18 protein-coding genes, 2 tRNA genes and 1 pseudogene are annotated in these 18977 nt (G+C 39.6%); 4 read left to right on the forward strand and 17 right to left on the reverse strand.

Annotated features, from left to right (window positions below):
* The first annotated feature begins 216 nt into the window (after nt 1–216).
* The gene (locus tag HBL79_RS10625; RefSeq protein WP_004235553.1) at nt 217–1149 is read left to right on the forward strand and encodes an IS5-like element ISKpn13 family transposase; all 933 of its coding nucleotides are present in this window, start codon (nt 217–219) and stop codon (nt 1147–1149) included.
* A 185-nt stretch (nt 1150–1334) separates the two neighbouring features.
* On the opposite strand, the gene HBL79_RS10630 is transcribed toward HBL79_RS10625, so the two are convergent.
* The 15 genes and pseudogenes from HBL79_RS10630 to mutY all read right to left on the reverse strand — a co-directional run bounded on the left by HBL79_RS10630 (nt 1335) and on the right by mutY (nt 13764).
* Nucleotides 1335–1817 carry a hypothetical protein gene (locus HBL79_RS10630; RefSeq protein ID WP_035689389.1) on the reverse strand — a complete coding sequence of 161 codons (483 nt, stop codon included), beginning with the start codon at nt 1815–1817 and terminating at the stop codon, nt 1335–1337.
* A 75-nt stretch (nt 1818–1892) separates the two neighbouring features.
* A complete protein-coding gene (gene ssb / locus HBL79_RS10635; protein ID WP_035689391.1) occupies nt 1893–2405 on the reverse strand; it encodes a single-stranded DNA-binding protein in 513 nt (170 codons plus the stop codon).
* 200 nt (nt 2406–2605) lie between these two features.
* The gene (locus HBL79_RS10640) at nt 2606–2947 is read right to left on the reverse strand and encodes a hypothetical protein (protein ID WP_035689393.1); all 342 of its coding nucleotides are present in this window, start codon (nt 2945–2947) and stop codon (nt 2606–2608) included.
* Between the two features lie 178 nt (nt 2948–3125).
* Nucleotides 3126–3638 carry a DUF3158 family protein gene (locus HBL79_RS10645; RefSeq protein WP_035689394.1) on the reverse strand — a complete coding sequence of 171 codons (513 nt, stop codon included), beginning with the start codon at nt 3636–3638 and terminating at the stop codon, nt 3126–3128.
* Between the two features lie 40 nt (nt 3639–3678).
* Nucleotides 3679–4431 carry a PFL_4669 family integrating conjugative element protein gene (locus HBL79_RS10650; RefSeq protein ID WP_035689396.1) on the reverse strand — a complete coding sequence of 251 codons (753 nt, stop codon included), beginning with the start codon at nt 4429–4431 and terminating at the stop codon, nt 3679–3681.
* A gap of 611 nt (nt 4432–5042) precedes the next feature.
* The gene (locus HBL79_RS10655) at nt 5043–6269 is read right to left on the reverse strand and encodes an STY4528 family pathogenicity island replication protein (protein ID WP_046097475.1); all 1227 of its coding nucleotides are present in this window, start codon (nt 6267–6269) and stop codon (nt 5043–5045) included.
* A gap of 162 nt (nt 6270–6431) precedes the next feature.
* On the reverse strand, nt 6432–6983 hold the full coding sequence (locus HBL79_RS10660; protein WP_035688466.1) for a DUF2857 domain-containing protein: 552 nt from the start codon (nt 6981–6983) through the stop codon (nt 6432–6434).
* Between the two features lie 10 nt (nt 6984–6993).
* Nucleotides 6994–8700 carry a ParB family protein gene (locus HBL79_RS10665; RefSeq protein ID WP_042907113.1) on the reverse strand — a complete coding sequence of 569 codons (1707 nt, stop codon included), beginning with the start codon at nt 8698–8700 and terminating at the stop codon, nt 6994–6996.
* Entirely contained in the window at nt 8690–10066 is a 1377-nt protein-coding gene (gene dnaB / locus HBL79_RS10670; protein ID WP_035688468.1) for a replicative DNA helicase, read from the reverse strand. The genes HBL79_RS10665 and dnaB overlap by 11 nt, the downstream gene beginning before the upstream one ends.
* A complete protein-coding gene (locus HBL79_RS10675) occupies nt 10059–10898 on the reverse strand; it encodes a ParA family protein (RefSeq protein WP_035688469.1) in 840 nt (279 codons plus the stop codon). The genes dnaB and HBL79_RS10675 overlap by 8 nt, the downstream gene beginning before the upstream one ends.
* Nucleotides 10899–10983: 85 nt before the next feature.
* Nucleotides 10984–11059 (reverse strand) — tRNA-Asn (locus HBL79_RS10680).
* Nucleotides 11060–11063: 4 nt separating this feature from the next.
* Nucleotides 11064–11139, reverse strand: a tRNA-Phe gene (locus HBL79_RS10685).
* A 155-nt stretch (nt 11140–11294) separates the two neighbouring features.
* Nucleotides 11295–12368, reverse strand: a complete 1074-nt coding sequence (gene mltC / locus HBL79_RS10690) for a membrane-bound lytic murein transglycosylase MltC (protein WP_035688470.1) — start codon at nt 12366–12368, stop codon at nt 11295–11297.
* Nucleotides 12369–12371: 3 nt separating this feature from the next.
* Nucleotides 12372–12646 (reverse strand): annotated as a pseudogene (locus HBL79_RS10695) (oxidative damage protection protein).
* Nucleotides 12646–13764 carry an A/G-specific adenine glycosylase gene (gene mutY / locus HBL79_RS10700; protein ID WP_035688471.1) on the reverse strand — a complete coding sequence of 373 codons (1119 nt, stop codon included), beginning with the start codon at nt 13762–13764 and terminating at the stop codon, nt 12646–12648. The pseudogene HBL79_RS10695 and the gene mutY overlap by 1 nt, the downstream one beginning before the upstream one ends.
* A 442-nt stretch (nt 13765–14206) precedes the next feature.
* Here mutY and xylF point away from each other — a divergent pair, with 442 nt between their 5' ends.
* From xylF to HBL79_RS10715, 3 genes are all read left to right on the forward strand, one after another.
* Nucleotides 14207–15205, forward strand: a complete 999-nt coding sequence (xylF, locus tag HBL79_RS10705; protein ID WP_035688472.1) for a D-xylose ABC transporter substrate-binding protein — start codon at nt 14207–14209, stop codon at nt 15203–15205.
* A 74-nt stretch (nt 15206–15279) separates the two neighbouring features.
* Nucleotides 15280–16794 (forward strand): D-xylose ABC transporter ATP-binding protein, encoded by a 1515-nt coding sequence (xylG, locus tag HBL79_RS10710; RefSeq protein WP_035688473.1) that lies wholly within the window; start codon nt 15280–15282, stop codon nt 16792–16794.
* Nucleotides 16795–16796: 2 nt separating this feature from the next.
* Entirely contained in the window at nt 16797–17924 is a 1128-nt protein-coding gene (locus HBL79_RS10715) for a sugar ABC transporter permease (protein WP_035688474.1), read from the forward strand.
* Between the two features lie 74 nt (nt 17925–17998).
* Here HBL79_RS10715 and ruvX read toward each other — a convergent pair whose 3' ends face one another.
* A complete protein-coding gene (gene ruvX, locus HBL79_RS10720; RefSeq protein WP_035688475.1) occupies nt 17999–18412 on the reverse strand; it encodes a Holliday junction resolvase RuvX in 414 nt (137 codons plus the stop codon).
* The gene (locus HBL79_RS10725) at nt 18412–18969 is read right to left on the reverse strand and encodes a YqgE/AlgH family protein (RefSeq protein ID WP_035688476.1); all 558 of its coding nucleotides are present in this window, start codon (nt 18967–18969) and stop codon (nt 18412–18414) included. Before HBL79_RS10725 ends, ruvX begins: the two co-directional genes overlap by 1 nt.
* Between the last annotated feature and the right edge of the window lie 8 nt (nt 18970–18977).

Here is an 18977-nt window from a genome sequence, read left to right on the forward strand (position 1 = left end):
AACAGAAGATAATATTCTGGTTGGCATTCTTTCTGTTCAGTATAAACATATCGTCCGGCTTCATCAGGAAGGTATATAATAAGTTAAGCTGAACAGGTATATATTTTAGTTTTATTTTTTGATGTTATAAATAAAGTAAGACGATCTGCTAAGGAAGGTGCGATTTAATCGTCATATGTGAGAACATAAAGCTTTCTTTATCATGAGCTGTTTACAATGCCTGCCATTTCCAGCTATTCCTCCCGTAAATCCCGTTTTCTTGACCGTATGAATGTTCTGGTGCCGTGGCAGGATATTGCTGATAAGCTGCTTCACGTCTATCCGTCATCCCGTCGCGGCCGACGGCCTTTCCCCCTGGTGCTTATGCTCCGTATCCACTGCCTGCAACTCTGGTTTGACCTCAGTGACGGAGCGGCTGAAGACGCCCTGCATGATGTCCTGCCGTTCCGTCAATTTGCGGGGATCTGTGACACGGTGCCAGATCGCACAACCATCATGAATTTCCGCCATTTTCTGGAGAAACATCATGCAGGAGAACAGATACTGGCACTGATTAACCAGAAACTGAAGCAGGCCGGACTGATGTTACGTCAGGGCATCATTATCGATGCGACCATTATTTCCGCTCCCTGTTCCGTAAAAAATAAAGCCGGTCAACGGGATCCTGAAATGCATCAGACCCGCAAGGGAAATCAGTGGTACTTTGGTATGAAAGCTCATATTGCTGTTGATGCGGCCACAGGCTTGACGGAAAAAGTAGTGACCACGGCGGCAAATGTGCATGACCTGAATGCGGCGGATAGCCTGATTACGGAGCCGGTAGCAATTGTCTTCGCCGATGCCGGATATCGCGGGGCAGAAAAACGGGACTCTCTGACACATCGGGTTAAAGAGTGGTTTATTGCCAAAGGTCCTCATGCCGTAAAAAAGCTCAGACAGCATCCCCGGCTGAATAAGCAGGCGCTGCATGATGAATATGTGAAAGCAGGTATTAGGGCAAAGGTTGAGCATCCTTTCCGGATACTGAAGTGCCAGTTTGGTTTCAGCAAAACACGATTACGGGGACTGATGAAGAACCACAACCGGCTTTCAATGCTGTTTGCAATGTGCAATTTGGTGCGGGCGGGACAACTGGCGGGGATGTCGTGAAAATCATTGTAATATCAGTGGAGCAGTGACATTTTGCTTACCCTGAGTTGATGGGGGAGATTAAATATTGTCCAAACTGGGGTGCTTACTTTGCCGCGTAAGGAGGATATCCAGGCTCTGGATCGTCATGACTGATTAAATCGCACCTTCCTTAATGATTTTGATAAAAATCATTAGGGGATTCATCAGTATTTAACCGCTTTTAAAATATCTGCTTTGATTTGATTAGCAAAGTCTTGAGAGCCTTTCACCCTCCAGGAAATAAGGGTATTTCTGCCCTCTTTTTCTAAGGTAACTGCGACATAATATCGCCCCTCTTTACCAAAAGAATCCGCCATTCGATAATAAACGCCAGGCGTTTTTTCATGGACATAACCACCTTCGGCAATTGCAGCTTTCTTCCAAGCACAGTTCTTATTTGATTCAGGATCGCATTTCAACATTTCTTCCATTGTTTCAAACCCCACATTACGCTTAATACGTACATACAGGGTATCAATATCCCGTTTAGAGGTTAAGGTATCCGAAAATTGTTGTTTATCTGCATTGAGCGTACGATTAATTTCCCCTGCCCAATCCCCCACTTTTTGGTTAATTGCAGAAAGTTCAGCGCAACCTGAGATAATGCCCAATATAAAAAGTGTAGTCGTAATTTTTAATGTTTTCATTATATCAACTCCGAATTGCTAGCCAGAATGGCATTTAACTCTACCCCAAAATAATTAAATATTCATCATTGCAACTCAGAAAGGAATCTGATCATCGTCAAAGCCATCATCAGGGATAGGGGGTGGTACAGGCTGAGATGCTGAAGTTTGAGTTTGTGGTGTTTGGTAGGCAGGCTGACTCTGTTGCACATATTGATTACGACCTTGTTGTGCCGCTCCAACTTGCGTTGCCTGCTCTGCTTGATAGCGCTCAGGACGGCTATCTAGCATTTGAAGTACATCGCCTTGAATTTCAGTGGTATAACGATCTTGCCCATTTTGGTCTTGCCATTTACGGGTTCTTAATCGCCCCTCGACATAAACTTTCGAGCCTTTGCGTAAATATTCTCCCACAATCTCAGCTTGACGACGATAAAACACAATCCGATGCCACTCGGTTAATTCACGTTTTTCACTTGTATTCTTATCTATCCAACTTTCACTAGTTGCCACACTTATATTGGAAACCGCTTCGCCATTCGGCATTGTTCTTACTTCAGGATCTGCACCAAGGTTACCCACGATAATCACTTTATTAATCCCTGCCATAATGTTGTCCTCACAAATGATTGATAATTGACGTTATCTGTATTAAACGTGATTTTAGTCAGGAATAAAGGGGGTAATTCAATTTCAATTTTAGATAATTATTGAGCTGCTATGGTTTACTTTAATTGTGAATGAAATTTCTATCTTTGACATAACAACCTCCATTATAAATAACGTGTCAAATTAATTACCTAACTACTCTATTTTTTATCTACCAGATAAAAACCGATATAAGTCCCATCTAGTATTTCATCTTTACACTTATCATTGCTTCTATTTAACTTTATTTCAATTGGTAAATTAAATTGCTCAACTAGGGAAAGAAATCTATTCTGGCTTAAATAAAATGCAAAAACCTGTTTTCCATTTGAAAAATCATATATATCTGCACTATCCCCATAGTGGGAACTTAAGTAAGTATAAAGTGCCAAATTACGGCTTTCACCTAACAATAAGTCTTGTTGTATACTTTTTGAATCTTCCCACGATGTAATGCTGTACGTTATATCAATAAAATGATTAAAATCTATTTGATGCTCCATTACTAATACTCCCCTATTACTCAGTGATTGTTATCTATAACCTATCCAAAGGTAATGCCATTTTTCGTTAAGGTAAGGGGCTTGTCCCCTTACCTTTAAAAGGCCTTTTGTATCCAGCGAGTACAAACTTTGAAAATCCAATGAGTACAAACTTGAAAATCCAGCCATTACAAACGTTTTAATTAGACGACAGTTCACCTTGAATGATGGCTTCAACTTCGGTTAATTTATCAATGGTTGCGGATAATTGTCGCATCATCGAATTTAATACCGACATTTGCATATTTAACACTAAGCGTTCTTTTTCCATCTGAGCAATACGTTTTTTAATGCCGTCAGATACCGTACTATCTTCAACCAATCCTTTCCAAATCAACCCGCCTTTTTCAGCGGATTGGTTAGTTTGCCCAATAGTGATACGCCAACGTAAAAAATGCCCACCCGATGAAGAGGCTTTATCTTGCATTAAACGAAACCCTAAGGCTTTTGTAATTTCATTGCTTCTCAGTTTCTGGACAATATCTTGATGTTGACTGATTAAATGCTCTCTCACTTGATAAAGCGAGAGCTGTAATTGCTCGCAATCCTCTATGCTGGCTATCTCACTAAAAAACTGTTTCAATGCCAAATTAAGTGGGGTATGCACCGCTAAATCACGGTACATACTTTTTGGAATTAACTCATTTTTCATTCTTTCCCTCTTAGCACTGTGCCATTCTTATGATGTTCTTTTATTCTGAGCCATTCTCAACAAACTCGTCTTGTTCTGGTTCAGCCTCAGATGACGAGGCATTTTTTATAACTGGAGCAAAATTTGCACGTTTTTCACCTGATAAAATTTCAGGGGATAATTCATACTTCATTCGTTTTATCGCAGCTTTATAGCGTGCATTATTTTCGATTGCATCGCGGCGAGTAATCCCTGAATGGCGATAATTTTCAACCAAGCCAAAACACTGACGAATTAATTTTGCCCCAGCTTCAATCCAATCTGAGGCTTCGCTACGGGTCATTAAGGCAATATGAGAGGCGGCCATTACTGCACAAGCGAGCTCATCAAATTTTAGAAAAAGGTAAATTAATTGATAGCCAAGTTGAGAATTGAAAGTCAGTGCATAACGTGCAGGCTCTACTGACACCGAATTTTCCATATGGAATGCCGCGGGGATTTGTTCACTATAAAGGTAATTTACCTTATCAACCAATTGCTGCATTTCCTGACGATAACCCAGCACTTTGGTTTCAAACCGTAGTAAATAGTCATCTGCATAAGGATCATCATTCGTTGCCGCACGTTGAATTTGACTTAATAAACTCAGGCAATTCGGCATACTGATGATCCCCGCACGGGTAATTTTGCCTTGTTCATTTCGCACCGCAGCACGTCCCACCCATAATTTAGAAGCATGATGGGTATTGATGGTAATTTCAGGTGCGCTGCGTAGAGGCCCTGGTCGTTGATTTTGAAGATCGGTGGTTGTCATATAGATACTCCTTATTCTATGGTTGAATTTTGTACTTTGTGCAACCATTGCACGGTAATTAATTTTTGTACTTTGTAGAACCCTTCTACAGTGATTGATTTTTATACTTTGAAGTGTCCCGCTTCACTGATTAATTTTTATACTTTAAAAAGTCCATTTTCAGTGATTATTTTTTATACTTTGAAAAGTCCCTTTTCAGTGATTATTTTTTATACTTTGAAAAGTCCCTTTTCAGTGATTATTTTTTATACTTTGAAAAGTCCCTTTTCAGTGATCATTTTTTATACTTTGAAAAGTCCCTTTTCAGTGATTATTTTTTATACTTTAAAAAGTCCATTTTCAGTGATTATTTTTTATACTTTGAAAAGTCCCTTTTCAGTGATTATTTTTTATACTTTGAAAAGTCCCTTTTCAGTGATTATTTTTTATACTTTGAAAAGTCCCTTTTCAGTGATTATTTTTTATACTTTGAAAAGTCCCTTTTCAGTGATTGTTTTTTATACTTTGAAAAGCCCCTTTTCAGTGATTGTTTTTTATACTTTGAAAAGTCCCTTTTCAGTGATTATTTTTTATACTTTGAAAAGTCCCTTTACAGTGTTTGTTTTTTGTACTTAATTCAACAACTGTGCTTTAAATTTCCGTATCATTTCCGCTCTCGCTTGCCGTTGTTCAAGGGATGGCACAGGCGATGATATTTGTCTTTGTTTTAGCACAATCGCTTGTGGTTTTGATTGATTCACCACTGGCGTATGGCATTGGCTTAAGTGTTGTTCAAGCAAATATGGGGTAAATTGCCCCAAATGGGCTTTTCTTACTAAACTGAGTAAATATCCTTGTGGTTTCTTAATGGTTCCCTTTGCAAGGCGTTCGTGTGCTTCAAACAAAATGGCTTGGCACAGTCCCAAGTCTAGCCCTTCCATTGCTTTAGCCACAGCACGTTTCTCAAAAGGGGTTAAATTGAGCGTCCAATCAATTTCCTCTGGCGTACCTGTACAGTATTTATTTATAAATACCGTACTGTACTTGTACGAGGTATTCGCTGAGTTCCCTAATGGAACTGAGCCTAAAATCAATGAGTTAGCCTGTTTTTCTTGGCTAAGTTCCCTATTGGAACTTGGGGAATTTTGACTGAGTTCCTTAATGGAACTCGGTAAATTGATTGTTTTTTCACTGAGTTCCTTGCTGTTTTGACTGCGTTCCTTATTGGAACGCAGCAAATTCTGCTGCACAGTATCTAAATTTAAATGAGAAAAATCAGCCTCTTTTTCATTTCCAAGACGAGAACAATAATCTTGATAACGAGCTTGCATCCAATCAATATGCGAAACATAATGCCATTGGGTTTTATCTAAAAGAATATTATCGACAATATGCGTCGCTACCCCTCTCACTACAACGTCTTTATGTTTTGTCGCAGAATGTAATAAATGGAGGTAATCTTCGTTAAGTTGAATCGCATCTAATATGGGGATAGGCTCATCGTGCAGTAAATAGACATTCCCTTTTACTTGCCCTAATTCATTACGCACGGTTTCACAAAGGGTCAACCACCTTGTTAGGCGTAGCAGTAATAAGGTTTGGCTGACGGTTTTACGCGATAGGCTCGCATTCAAGTAAGGCTTATCTGAAAGCAGTTTTCCCAATACCTCGTAAGACGGAAATAATCCCCCTTGAAACTCCCTCGCCTTATGCTTGATAAGCTGCCAAGCAAATTTGGCTCGCGGGGTTAAATAAGGATCATAAAGTAGCCGTGTGGGCACGGTTTCGTGCTGATTCCCAAAAAACAGTAATCCCTGCTCTATATTGGGTGATGTAGTGATTTGCTCAAAAATTGTCATATTTAATTCTCCAAAACCTGTAGTGAATTATTCCGATTGTTTTGGGGCTGTATTTCGTTATAATGCTTTCGCTTTCTTAACAAAGCCACTTATAAGGGAATGTTCCATATAGCAATCCCCTCCCCCAAGAAGAGCCTGATACTCACCTTGGGGGACTCTTTTTTATTTTTTATGACGATACCAAGGCTCAACCGCACGCCAAATCGCTGTCAAATTAATTTGTGTTTCTTCCGCAAACAGCATTAATAATTCCAGCCCTTCCATTGATTCTAAACTCTGAATACTGCCTTTATGTTGACACCATAATTCCCATAACTGCGTCTTTTGCTCATCAGTGGCTGTGGCTTTTCGTCCAGGCTCTTCACGAATCCCCAGCAAACTGCGTCTTGCCGACACTTTCGTCGTACTCAAACCAAAGTAGGCATTCAACATTTGAATGGACGCACCAAGGAGCAAAGCACGATCAATAATCATTCGTTCCTGCGAATTGACTTGTGCCATTTTGACCATTTTCCAAAAGGCACTGTGATCGATACTAATCGCCGCAATCGGCACTTTAGATTGAGCAATATCGTACATTTCATCAATACTTAACTGTTGGATTTCACTGAGTTCTGCCGTTGAAAAGCCAAGGTGATGGCAGGTATTCACGTTACCTTCGCGGATATTATTGACAATGTGGTCTAAAATCACTTTATTTAAATTATCAAGCATAACGCCTCCATTAAGCTGAAGCCCGCAAATAGCGAACAAGACGAATGAGTCGAAATAATTTCACCAAGGTGACATCATCAATTTTAGGTTCTCGATCTGCCGAGCCTAACAATAATGCCGTATCAAGAAAACAGGCTTCCGAATAGGCTAGATTCTGTGTTTGCAACATACTGAGTAACTCATAAATGGTACGTTGGCTATCATCTTTTAAGGAATCTTCGACGGCTTTCATCTGAAAGCTGTAATCGACGGGCTCGTTTACAACGTGTTCAACGAGTTCATCAAGCCCAAACTGCTCGGCAATATCTAAAGCAAGCGAATAGGCTTCAGCCTTATGTTGGCGACTTGGGTACACCTGCCAAATATCCGCAACAGGTTGACGACCAACACAAGCAAATTCCAACCCATTTGCAATGGCTTGTTGCTCACGTTGAGCCTGAATGCTCATTCCTGGCGTAATGCCGTAATTTTGGGCAAATTGCTGGGCGAGATCTTGGGTTGGTTCAGAATTAGAAACTTCATCAACTGTTTCAGTATTCACCATGTCATTGACGACTTCCGTTTCTAAACTATCGTGGCTGACATCTTCTACAAAAGTGCGGTCATTTTTTTCTGCGTTTTCGGTACGTTCATCAAAGATTGGCGTAATAGCACTTGTACTTTCTGATTCGGTCATCTCAACAGGTTGAACAGGTTCAGAAAGGGATTTTTCCAATTGTTGTTGCTGAAATCTCGCGACATCTTCTTCACTATGCTGAATTTGGGCATCAATTTCTTGCTGCTTTTTCGCCAATTTTTGGAATTTACGCTCATCGAGATCCACTTCCATATAGAGCATTTCATAGCTGACTTTACCCTCAAGGGCATCGGTCATCTCGTTAATTAAGGCATCTTGAAAGGTTTTCACATTGAATGGGTGATCATCATTACAACGAGAAAGGCTATTTTGCCAAATCGCTTCAAATGTGATTTCTGTATCAAATTGATATTGCTGCCAAACTTCAAGGGCGTTATTGCGAATGGCTAACAACTTATCTATTGGGCTATGACCTAAGCCGTTAAACAATACATCTGGAATAAATGGATATAAATACTTTATACAACGCTCCATCTTAGTTATTAATACTTGAGATATAATATAACCATCATTCTCAAGTGCCGATGATAAATCTCGTGAAGATAGCTGTTTCCCCACTTTTTTCTCGTAGTATTCTTTCGCCTGCTGAATCCCTAGAGCTTTCTCAATAAAGGTTAAATCAGCACGCGTATCATTTTCAATTAAATGACCGATCAGCAAATCCAGTTCAGCTTCCACACTGTCCGCTGTTTCCCCTTTCCAAGGTTTATACAAGCACTCAATCGCCCAAAAACGCTGATCTTGGGTTTCACTAAATAGCTCTTTTAAGGCTTGAATCCGCGTATTCCCCCCGTCTGCGATGATATAAAACGGCTCACCTGGACGTTGGGTAATATTGGGTTTATGATCGAGTCCGCGACGTCGAATAGATTCTTTGATCATCTCAAAGTTAGGATTACGGGTTTTGCGTGGGTTATGCTCATAAGGGCGTAATTTATCTAAAGTTACCGTAATGTACTGAGAGGTTGTCAGGTAATGCGTTGCAGCCGCCCCTACATAAGAAGGCGAGGTATTCACCATTGGTGCAACATTTAAATTCCGTGCCACGGCATCTGATAATTTTTTGTTCTTAGTATTCATCGTAATATCCACCTAAATTCATTTCATTTTCAAATAAACTAAACTCACCATAAAAACGGCATTTCACGCTCCCTAATGGTCCATTACGTTGTTTGCCGATAATGATTTCAGCTAGCCCCCGATCAACACTTTCTGGGTGATAGACTTCATCACGATAGATAAATAGGATCACATCAGCATCTTGCTCTAACGAGCCAGATTCGCGTAAATCCGCATTGACAGGGCGTTTATTGGTGCGTTGTTCTAAACTACGATTGAGTTGTGAAAGGGCATAAACAGGACGCCCTAATTCTTTGGCTAAGGCTTTCAATGCCCCTGAAATTTGCGTGATTTCAAGATGTCGGTTCTCTACTCTGCCAGTGCCTCGCATTAATTGGAGATAATCAATGAACACCGCCGCAGGCAAACCATATTGGCGGCTATATTGACGTACTTTACTGCGTAATCGAGGGATCGTTAATGCACCCTCATCATCAATAATTAAACGTTTGCTCCAGTCTTTTTGAATACGCCCCACAGCCTCAGAAAGTTTGCCCCAATCTTCTTCCTCAAGCTCAGTTGCTCGACGAATCTTTTGCAAACTCACTCGTGATTTCATTGCCATAAAACGTTGTAAAAGTTGATCTGCTGGCATTTCCTGACTGAAATAAAACACGGGTTGATCTGTCATCTTATCCAGAATACTTGCTGTTGCCGTGAGGGAAAGTGCTGTTTTTCCCATCGCAGGGCGAGCGGCAATGATGATCAATTCTCCCGCCTGCCCGCCCGTGGTCAATTCATCAATTTGTTGAATACCCAATGGCGTGCCTGTAACAGGATCGGCATTTAAGGTGGATTGCTCCATCTTGTTGAACATTTGCGAAAAAATGTCCGCTAATTGCACCGCACTTTTATCGGTTTGATTTAACGAAATTTGCGTATATCGCTGTTCAATTTGCTCGGCAAGTGCTGCCAAATTTTCCGCATTCTTAGGCTCGGTCATTTCAGTTAAAATAAACTGCCCCAAGGCTAGAAATTGGCGTTGCCGACTATATTGTTTGACAAGCTCCGCATAAGCCACAATATTGGCAACCGATGGCGTGTTATGTGCCATTTCAGCTAAATAAGCGAAACCACCAACTTCTTCCAAGGTGCCTTTTTCTTTGCAATATTCCGACACCGTAAGCATATCGACGGCTTTATTTTGGTTCGCAAGTGATGCGATAGTTTCAAAAATATAGCGATGCTGTATAAGATAGAAATCTTCAGCATTGAGAATGATCGCCACATCATCAAAACAATTCGCATTAATCAACAACCCGCCAATGACCGAATGTTCTGCCTCAAGCGAATAAAGCTCGGCGGGAGACTTTTTCATTTTACGCATTATGCCCTCCTAAACCTTGCTCAAATTGGAGAGCAAATTGAGGCAATAAATGCATACAAAGGGCTTGGATTACGGCATACTCTGCTTTGCTATGTCGATAGACGGGCAGTGAATAGGTTGCCGCTTCACGGTAAGCCACTTTGTCAGGAATATGGAAATCAAGGAGGGTTTTATCTGCGCTCAAGTTTTGTTCAAAAAGCTGTTTGAGATGACCAAGCACAAATTTAACATCATTGGTATGATCGACACAGTTAGGCACAGCCTTGAGCGGCGGGAGCGAAAAGCCAAATGCTTCAAAGGTCTGCAATTCTTGGTACATTCCAATCGTACCGCGAATAAATTCTTTTGCGGATAAAATATGTGGCAAGATAGGACAAAATAACAAATCGGCAGCAAGTACGGACATATCTACCGTAATATCTCGCGTTCCGCGTGTATCCACAATAATCACATCATAGCCTTTGAGCTTTTTCAGCAAAAAGCTAAACCGTATTGCCCCATCAGGGGCATTGCGTAGCATCTGGCTGACATTATTTGTGGGATCGTTGGATTGAATTAAATCTAAATTTGGCAGGGTGGTTTTTGAAATAATATGGGCGGGATCGACATCTTGATAGGTCAAGAACTCGTGGATACCACCTGGTGCAACATAATCTAAGGCAAAATAAGCACTGAGTGTCGGTTGCGTATCGGTATCAATTAATAAGGTCTTTAACCCGTGATCTGCACAAAATGCACCAATATTCGCTGCATTTGTACTTTTTGCTGAACCGCCTTTGGTTGAGGCGATGGTAATAATGAATGGTTTTTTAGATAAGTTTAAGTTTTCCATTTGATACTCTCTTAACAAAACTATTGTTAATGAAGTATCGACTAGGAATTAGATAGGATTTTGTAACATTACTAACCAACAAAGTTGGCTCCTCCTGCTGGACTTGAACCAGCGACATATGGATTAACAGTCCACCGTTCTACCGACTGAACTAAGGAGGAGTAGTGGTGCCTCGAGGCGGAATCGAACCACCGACACGGGGATTTTCAATCCCCTGCTCTACCGACTGAGCTATCGAGGCAACTCATCAGTGGTGCGTATTAAACGATTTTTCCCGTTTTAAGTCAATCATTAATTTCAACTTTTTTGCATTTTTTTATTCGTTTGAATATTTAACATTCGAAACGCATAGAAATAAAACAAAAATCGCCTAAAAAACACAACCACCGAAAAAAGCTAACGTCTTACACGATAACTTTTTTGTGCTTTATCCACTTTGATCAGATAATTTCTTGCCTGTGCTGATGGGTGTGCCGTGGTTAAAATACGGTACACTTGCTCAGGATATAGGCGGTTAATTTGTGTAATCGCCCTCTCTTTATCTTCGTGGAAAACTCGCAATACCGCACCCGCCCCACTGTTATAGGCTGAAATCATTGCAAAACGTTTTGAGGTTGGGTTGGTAATGCCATCTAAATATTTATTTTGTAACAGCCATAAATATGAAGCTCCTGCATCAATATTTTTTTCAGGATCAAATAAATAGCTTTTTGATGGCTGGCCACCACGCCCTTTCATTTGGAACACATCACGTCCTGCGGTATGTGGCACAACTTGCATTAAGCCGATGGCATTTGCATAGCTAATCGCATAAGGGTTAAAGCTTGATTCTGTTTGCATAATGCCAAGAATAAGGCTTTCATCAAGGTTATATTTTCTGGCGGCACGGCGTACCATTGGAATGTATTTTTGTGCCCGCACAGCAACGTGGTTGGCAATCATTGGGATTACCACGAATTGCACTAATCGCCCATTACTTAAACGGCGAGATTGAAGTTTATTACTAATTAAATAATCAGAGAAGTTGCCCGCGACAAATTCATTAGTAATTTGCTGCCCGAAATTATCTACCACCTGCCCCGCTAAGAAAGGACGAGAGCTAATCGGCACATCGCCAGAAGCAAATAAATCAATGCCTTTAGCATCAGACCCCATTAGTAGCGTATGCACAATCGCATTATGCAAACGTGAGGTATCCTGCTGAGATTCAACGGTAATCACGCCCTCATCAAAACTAACGTGGCTACGGGTGTAATAACTATCGGTATATTTCACATAATCCTTACGGCTCGCCACCAACAGTTCGTTTACCCCCCAAATCTGATCGATATTATGGGAAAACTGTCCCGTTAAAATATCCAGACCCTGCGTGTCTTTGGAAAAGGATTCATCGTAATCCGTTCCTTTATGGTTCGACCCTCCACAGGCAAACAAAAAAGGAATAATCAAAGCAACAACGTATTTTTTCATAAATTATTTTTCTGCGGGTGGAACATAGCCATCAATCTGAACCTCTTTGCCTTCAAAAAGAAAATTCACCATTTCTTGCTCTAATAATTGGCGATGTTCAGCATTCATCATATTTAATTTTTTCTCATTCACCAGCATTGTTTGTTTTTGAGCCACTCGCCCCAAGCCTGCTTGCTGATATGATCGAAAATACGCTTGCCTAATTCCCCAGGGTAAAGCTGAAAATCAAGCCCATCCGCTTCTTGTTTTAAATAAGCACAAAATACCGTTCTTGCCATTATGTGTTTCCTTTTGGTAATTGTAATAAAAGATTTTTGACTGGCGTTGCCAGCCCGATTTGATCTGGATTGTGCGGATCATACCAATATTTGACCGCACTTTGTATAGAAGATTCATACTTCGCGTGATTTTCCCCCACCTTCTGCCAATCCGTGCGATCGCAATCTTCGGGCTGTTCATCACCTCGCACATAAATCGGGTGAATCATCAAATGAAAATGGCTAAAGGTATGGCGGAACGCTGCCCATTCTTGATAAAACTTCACGCCTTGGCTCGCTAAAAAATCCAGCAACGCCGATTTATTTTCAAATTGAGGGAAGCAATATAGCCCGCCCCACAGCCCCGCGTTTTCCCGCTGTTCCAGAATCACTTTCCCCTTTTCCTGCCAAATTAAAAAATAACTTTGTCGCTCAGGAAGGGCTTTCTTCGGTTTCTTTGCGGGATAATCCTGCCAATTTTGCTGTAAATTTGCACCGCACTTTGTAGCTAAAGGGCAAAGCTCGCATTTCGGCTTACTTCGTGTACACACCATCGCCCCAATATCCATCATCGCTTGGTTAAAATCCGCCACCCGTTCTTTTGGAGTAACCTCCGCACTCAACTGCCACAGTTGATTTTCCACCTTTTTCTCACCCGCCCAGCCTTGCACAGTGAAATAACGAGATAACACACGCTTCACATTGCCGTCTAAAATCGGATAGGGGGCATTCAAACAAGAAGATAAAATCGCCCCCGCCGTGCTTCGCCCAATGCCTTTCAACGCCTGCACCTGCTCAAATTCCGTAGGAAAATTGCCTTGATACTGATCGCGAATCACTTGTGCGGATTGATGCAAATTTCTCGCTCGAGCATAATAGCCCAAGCCCGTCCATAGGTGCAAAACCTCATCAAGCGGGGCATTCGCAAGGGCGGTGATGGTGGGAAAGGTTTGCATAAAACGCTCAAAATAAGGAATCACTGTCGCCACCTGAGTTTGCTGTAACATCACCTCCGACAGCCACACGCCATACAAGGTTTTATTCTGCTGCCAAGGCAACTGCTTACGCCCAAATTTATCATACCAAGCAAGAACAGATTGAGCGAAAGGGGCGTTTTTTGAAGATTGAGCTAATTGCATAATGATGATAGATTAAAAAATGAAAAAACGAAGTGTATCATAGGCAAAATTTACCTTGCAAAATAATTGTAATCTAAAAGATAACGTTATTTTTTTAGTTAAAATAACATTTTTAAATTTTCTGATATTCTAAAACACTAAAGTAACTATAGTGCTATATATAACTCTCTTCTAATAACAAAGACTCACTTCTATCTACAACTACTATAAATTGATTTTATAAATCTAATGCAATCCGGAAATAAAAAATAGATAAAGGAAATAGTTCTATATAATACGGATAATTTTTTATTATTGTGTTCTTCATCACAAAAAAGAAAAAACATAATAGCATTAATAAATCTGATAATTGAATTCCTCAATTAATCTAAGCAAACTAGAGATGAGTGAATAAGTTGTTACTCTTAAATATCATTAATTTAACCTAGTATGAGGTGCTATTATGAAAATCAAACATCTTTTTCTTTCTCTTGCGGCTTCTTTAACCTTATTAGCTAATCCTGTCTTCGCTAAAGATCTCACCATAGGAATGTCTATCGATGATTTACGTTTAGAACGCTGGCAAAAAGATCGTGATATTTTTGTGAAAAAAGCAGAAAGTTTAGGTGCAAAAGTATTTGTTCAATCTGCAAATGGAGATGCCACAGCACAAATTTCACAAATAGAAAATATGATTAATCGTAATGTAGATGTTTTGGTGATTATTCCATTTAATGGTGAAGTATTAGGCAATATTATTGGTGAAGCAAAACGTGAAGGGATTAAAGTATTAGCCTATGACCGTTTAATTAATAATGCAGATTTAGATTTCTATGTTTCTTTTGATAATGAAAAAGTGGGTGAGTTACAAGCACAAAGTATTGTTGAAGTGAAACCTGAAGGAAATTATTTTTTAATGGGAGGTTCTCCTGTTGATAATAATGCGAAATTATTCCGAAAAGGACAAATGAAAGTGCTTCAACCTTTAATTGATAGTGGAAAAATTAAAGTGGTTGGCGATCAATGGGTAGATTCTTGGTTAGCTGAGAAAGCCTTACAAATTATGGAAAATGCTTTAACCGCAAATAAAAACAATATTGATGCCGTTGTTGCATCTAATGACGCAACTGCGGGTGGTGCTATTCAAGCATTAAGCGCACAAGGGTTGTCTGGTAAGGTTGCCATTTCAGGGCAAGACGCCGATCTCGCCGCAATTAAGCGTATTATACAAGGCACACAAACAATGACAGTGTATAAGCCAATCACAAAATTGGCGGATAAAGCCGCTGAAATAGCCGTTCAGCTTGGTAAAAATGAAAAACCAGAATCTAATGCGGTGCTAAATAATGGACTAAAAGATGTACCTGCCTATTTATTAGCACCAATTGCAGTGACTAAAGATAATATTGAAGAAACCATTATTAAAGATGGCTTCCACAGCAAAGAGCAAATTGAAAAATAATATTGCTAAACCTTTGTAGTTAAATATAAAAGTGCGGTTGAAAAATACCGCACTTTGATCGGGGAGGTTTTATTATGCCAACATTATTATCAATGAAAAATATTACCAAGAAGTTTGGTGATGTTACCGCATTAAATAATATTTCCATTGAATTAAATGAAGGAGAAATTCTATCACTTTGTGGTGAGAACGGCTCAGGAAAATCAACCTTAATGAAGGTGCTGTGCGGAATCTATCCTTATGGGGATTATTCAGGAGAAATTTATTTTTCAGGTGAGCCACTTATTGCAAAGAACATTAAAGACACAGAAGAAAAAGGAATTTCAATTATTCACCAAGAACTGACATTAGTTAAAAATATGACCATCTTGGAAAATATGTTTTTAGGTAATGAAATGTGTCGTAACGGAATTACCGATGACAATCAAATGTACTTACGTTGTAAAACCATTTTACAACAAGTTCAGTTAGATATTGATCCTAATACGAAAGTTGGAGAATTGGGATTAGGTCAGCAACAATTAGTAGAAATTGCTAAGGCTTTAAATAAGCAGGTTCGTTTATTAGTACTTGATGAACCAACGGCCTCTTTAACAGAAAAAGAAACAGAAATTTTACTTAATCTGGTACTCGATCTAAAAGCCCATAATATCGCTTGTATTTATATTTCCCATAAACTCAATGAAGTAAAAGCGATTTCAGACAAAATTTGTATTATTCGTGATGGAGAGCATATTGGCACGCGCCCTTGTGCTGAAATGAGCGAAGACGACATTATCACGATGATGGTAGGACGAGAAATTACCTCACTTTATCCTTATGAGCCTCATCCTATTGGTGAAGAGATTTTGCGTGTAGAAAAACTTTCTGCTTGGCATCCAATTAATCGGCATATTAAACGTGTTGATGAGGTTAGTTTCCGCCTACACAAAGGAGAGATTTTAAGCGTTGCAGGTTTAGTCGGCTCTGGACGAACCGAAATGGCGCAATGCCTATTTGGTTCTTACCAAGGAAAGCAACAAGGTGAAATTCTTTTACAAGGCAAGCCTATTAACATCAGAAATTGTGCTGATGCGATTGCACATCATATTGTTATGGTGCCAGAAGATCGTAAAAAACACGGCATTATTCCTATTATGGCGGTAGGCAAAAATATCACTTTAGCGTCGCTCAATAAATATTGTGTGGTAGGCAATGTGATTAATGAGCCTTCAGAAGAAACAGTTATTCAACAATCTATCGAAAAATTGACAGTAAAAACATCAAGTCCCGATTTAGCGATTGGACGTCTAAGTGGTGGTAATCAACAAAAAGCCATTTTAGCAAAATGCCTTTTACTTAACCCAACTATTCTTATTTTAGATGAACCGACTCGAGGTATTGATATTGGGGCGAAATATGAAATTTATAAATTGATTAGCCAACTCGCAAACCAAGGGGTAGCAATTATCGTGATTTCTTCTGAGTTACCAGAGGTCTTGGGGATAAGTGATCGCGTATTAGTGATGCACCAAGGGAGAATTAAAGCGGATCTTATTAATGATAATTTAACGCAAGAACAAGTGATGGAAGCAGCACTTAAGGAGTAATTATGTCTAAGTTAAAATCCATTAATTTACAAGTTTATATTATGTTAATTGCCATTGTTGTCATTATGGTATTTTTCTCGTTTGCAACAGAGGGTGCTTATTTAAGTGCAAGAAATATTTCTAATTTATTACGTCAAACATCCATAACAGGGATTCTTGCAATAGGAATGGTATTTGTGATTATTTCTGCTGAAATCGATCTTTCTGTTGGTTCATTAATGGGGCTATTAGGTGGTTTTGCAGCAATTACGAATGTATGGTGGGATTGGCCACTTTCATTGACCATTGTTGTCACTCTTACATTAGGAATATTGCTCGGTGCGTGGAACGGTTGGTGGGTTGCTTATCGCAAAGTTCCTTCTTTCATCGTGACTCTTGCCGGAATGTTAGCTTTCCGCGGTGTTTTAATTGGTTTAACAAATGGGACAACAGTTTCCCCTATTAGCACAGAAATGACAATGATCGGTCAGGGATACCTCTCTGATTTCATCGGAATGCTCATTGGTATGATTGCGATTGTTGGTTTTATTAGTTGGGGAACTTACCAACGGAAAGCCAGACGAAACTTAAATCTAAGCGTGCCTTCCGGCTCACAGGAAACCTTAAAATATGGTCTATTTACATTAGGCATACTTGGCGCGATCTATTTATTAAATGATTATCGTGGTATTCCATTCCCAGTATTATTGCTCGCATTGCTTGCCGTGATTGGAATGTTTATCGCGAAAAAAACCGCTTTCGGACGTCATATTTACGCCATTGGTGGCAATATTGATGCCGCAAGATTATCTGGTATTAATGTTGAAAAAGTAAAATTAATTATTTTCTCAATGAATGGATTGATGGTAGCGATTGCTGGTTTAATTTTAACCGCACGACTTGGTGCAGGTGCACCTTCGGCAGGACAAAATGCAGAGCTTGATGCCATTGCAGCCTGTGTCATTGGTGGTGCTAGTTTAGCTGGGGGAATCGGTAGCGTTTATGGCGTTGTTATCGGTGCATTTATTATTGCTTTACTTGATAATGGAATGAGTATGTTAGATGTACCGACATTCTGGCAATATATTGTAAAAGGCAGTATTTTACTACTTGCTGTATGGGTTGATACGATGAGTAAGAAGAAAGTATAGTTACCTAAAGTTGATAAAAAACAGCGTTAAAAAAGACACAACGCTGTTTTGAATCAATAAAAAATAACACCGCACTATAGATTTTCAAACCAGCTCTCTAAAATGAGACAAGCTGCAATACTATCCACTTTTCCCTTTTCCAGTGCTTTAAATCCACCTCGTTGAAATATTTCTGCACGAGCTTCCGTAGTAGTTAGACGTTCATCATGCAGAACAATTTGTACACCAAAACGGTTATGTAAACGATTTGCAAACTTTTTTGCTCTAGCAGTAAAAGGCTGTTCCGTTCCATCCATATTTAAAGGCAATCCAACAACAACAATATTAGGTTTCCATTCTTGCAAACATTTATCAATAGCTTGCCAGTTTGGTATACCATCTTGTGCTTTAAAAGCGTTTAATGGTTGTGCCGAGCAAGTAATACTTTGCCCTACAGCACAACCAATACTTTTTGTACCAAAATCAAAAGCAATTGCAGTAATTCCCATTAACAATGTCCTGCTTGATAAGCAAAATTATATTGCTGTATTCCGAGTAATTGATTAGCTGCAAGCCAACGTTCTGAATATGGCATATCAAATAAAATATGCTCATTTGCGGGTACGATTAACCAATCATTATTCGCAATTTCTCTCTCAAGCTGAGTTGGAGACCAACTCGCACAACCTAAAGCGACTAGGCATTTTTCTGGAGCTTGGGGTGTACCAAGAGAATCAATGACATCTGCTGATGTAGTAAGCCATAAATTACTAGCCAATTTTTGGCTATGCAAAAACGGAGTTTGAGATGAAGTATGAAGAATAAAACCACGTTCAAGATTTGTTGGACCACCTGCAAGAACTAAATCATTTGGATATTGACGATTATCTGCCATCATAAAATTCATTTTTATACACAATTCAGCGATGCTGAGATCTGTTGGTTGTGTAAGGACCAATCCCATTGCTCCTTGCTCATTATGCTCACAAATATAAATGACAGAACGGATAAAATGTTCATCTATCAAATGTGGCATAGCAATTAAAAAATGGTTTTGTAGTTGCATATTTTTTC

Source organism: Avibacterium paragallinarum (genome assembly GCF_011765605.1).
Classification (GTDB): domain Bacteria; phylum Pseudomonadota; class Gammaproteobacteria; order Enterobacterales; family Pasteurellaceae; genus Avibacterium; species Avibacterium paragallinarum.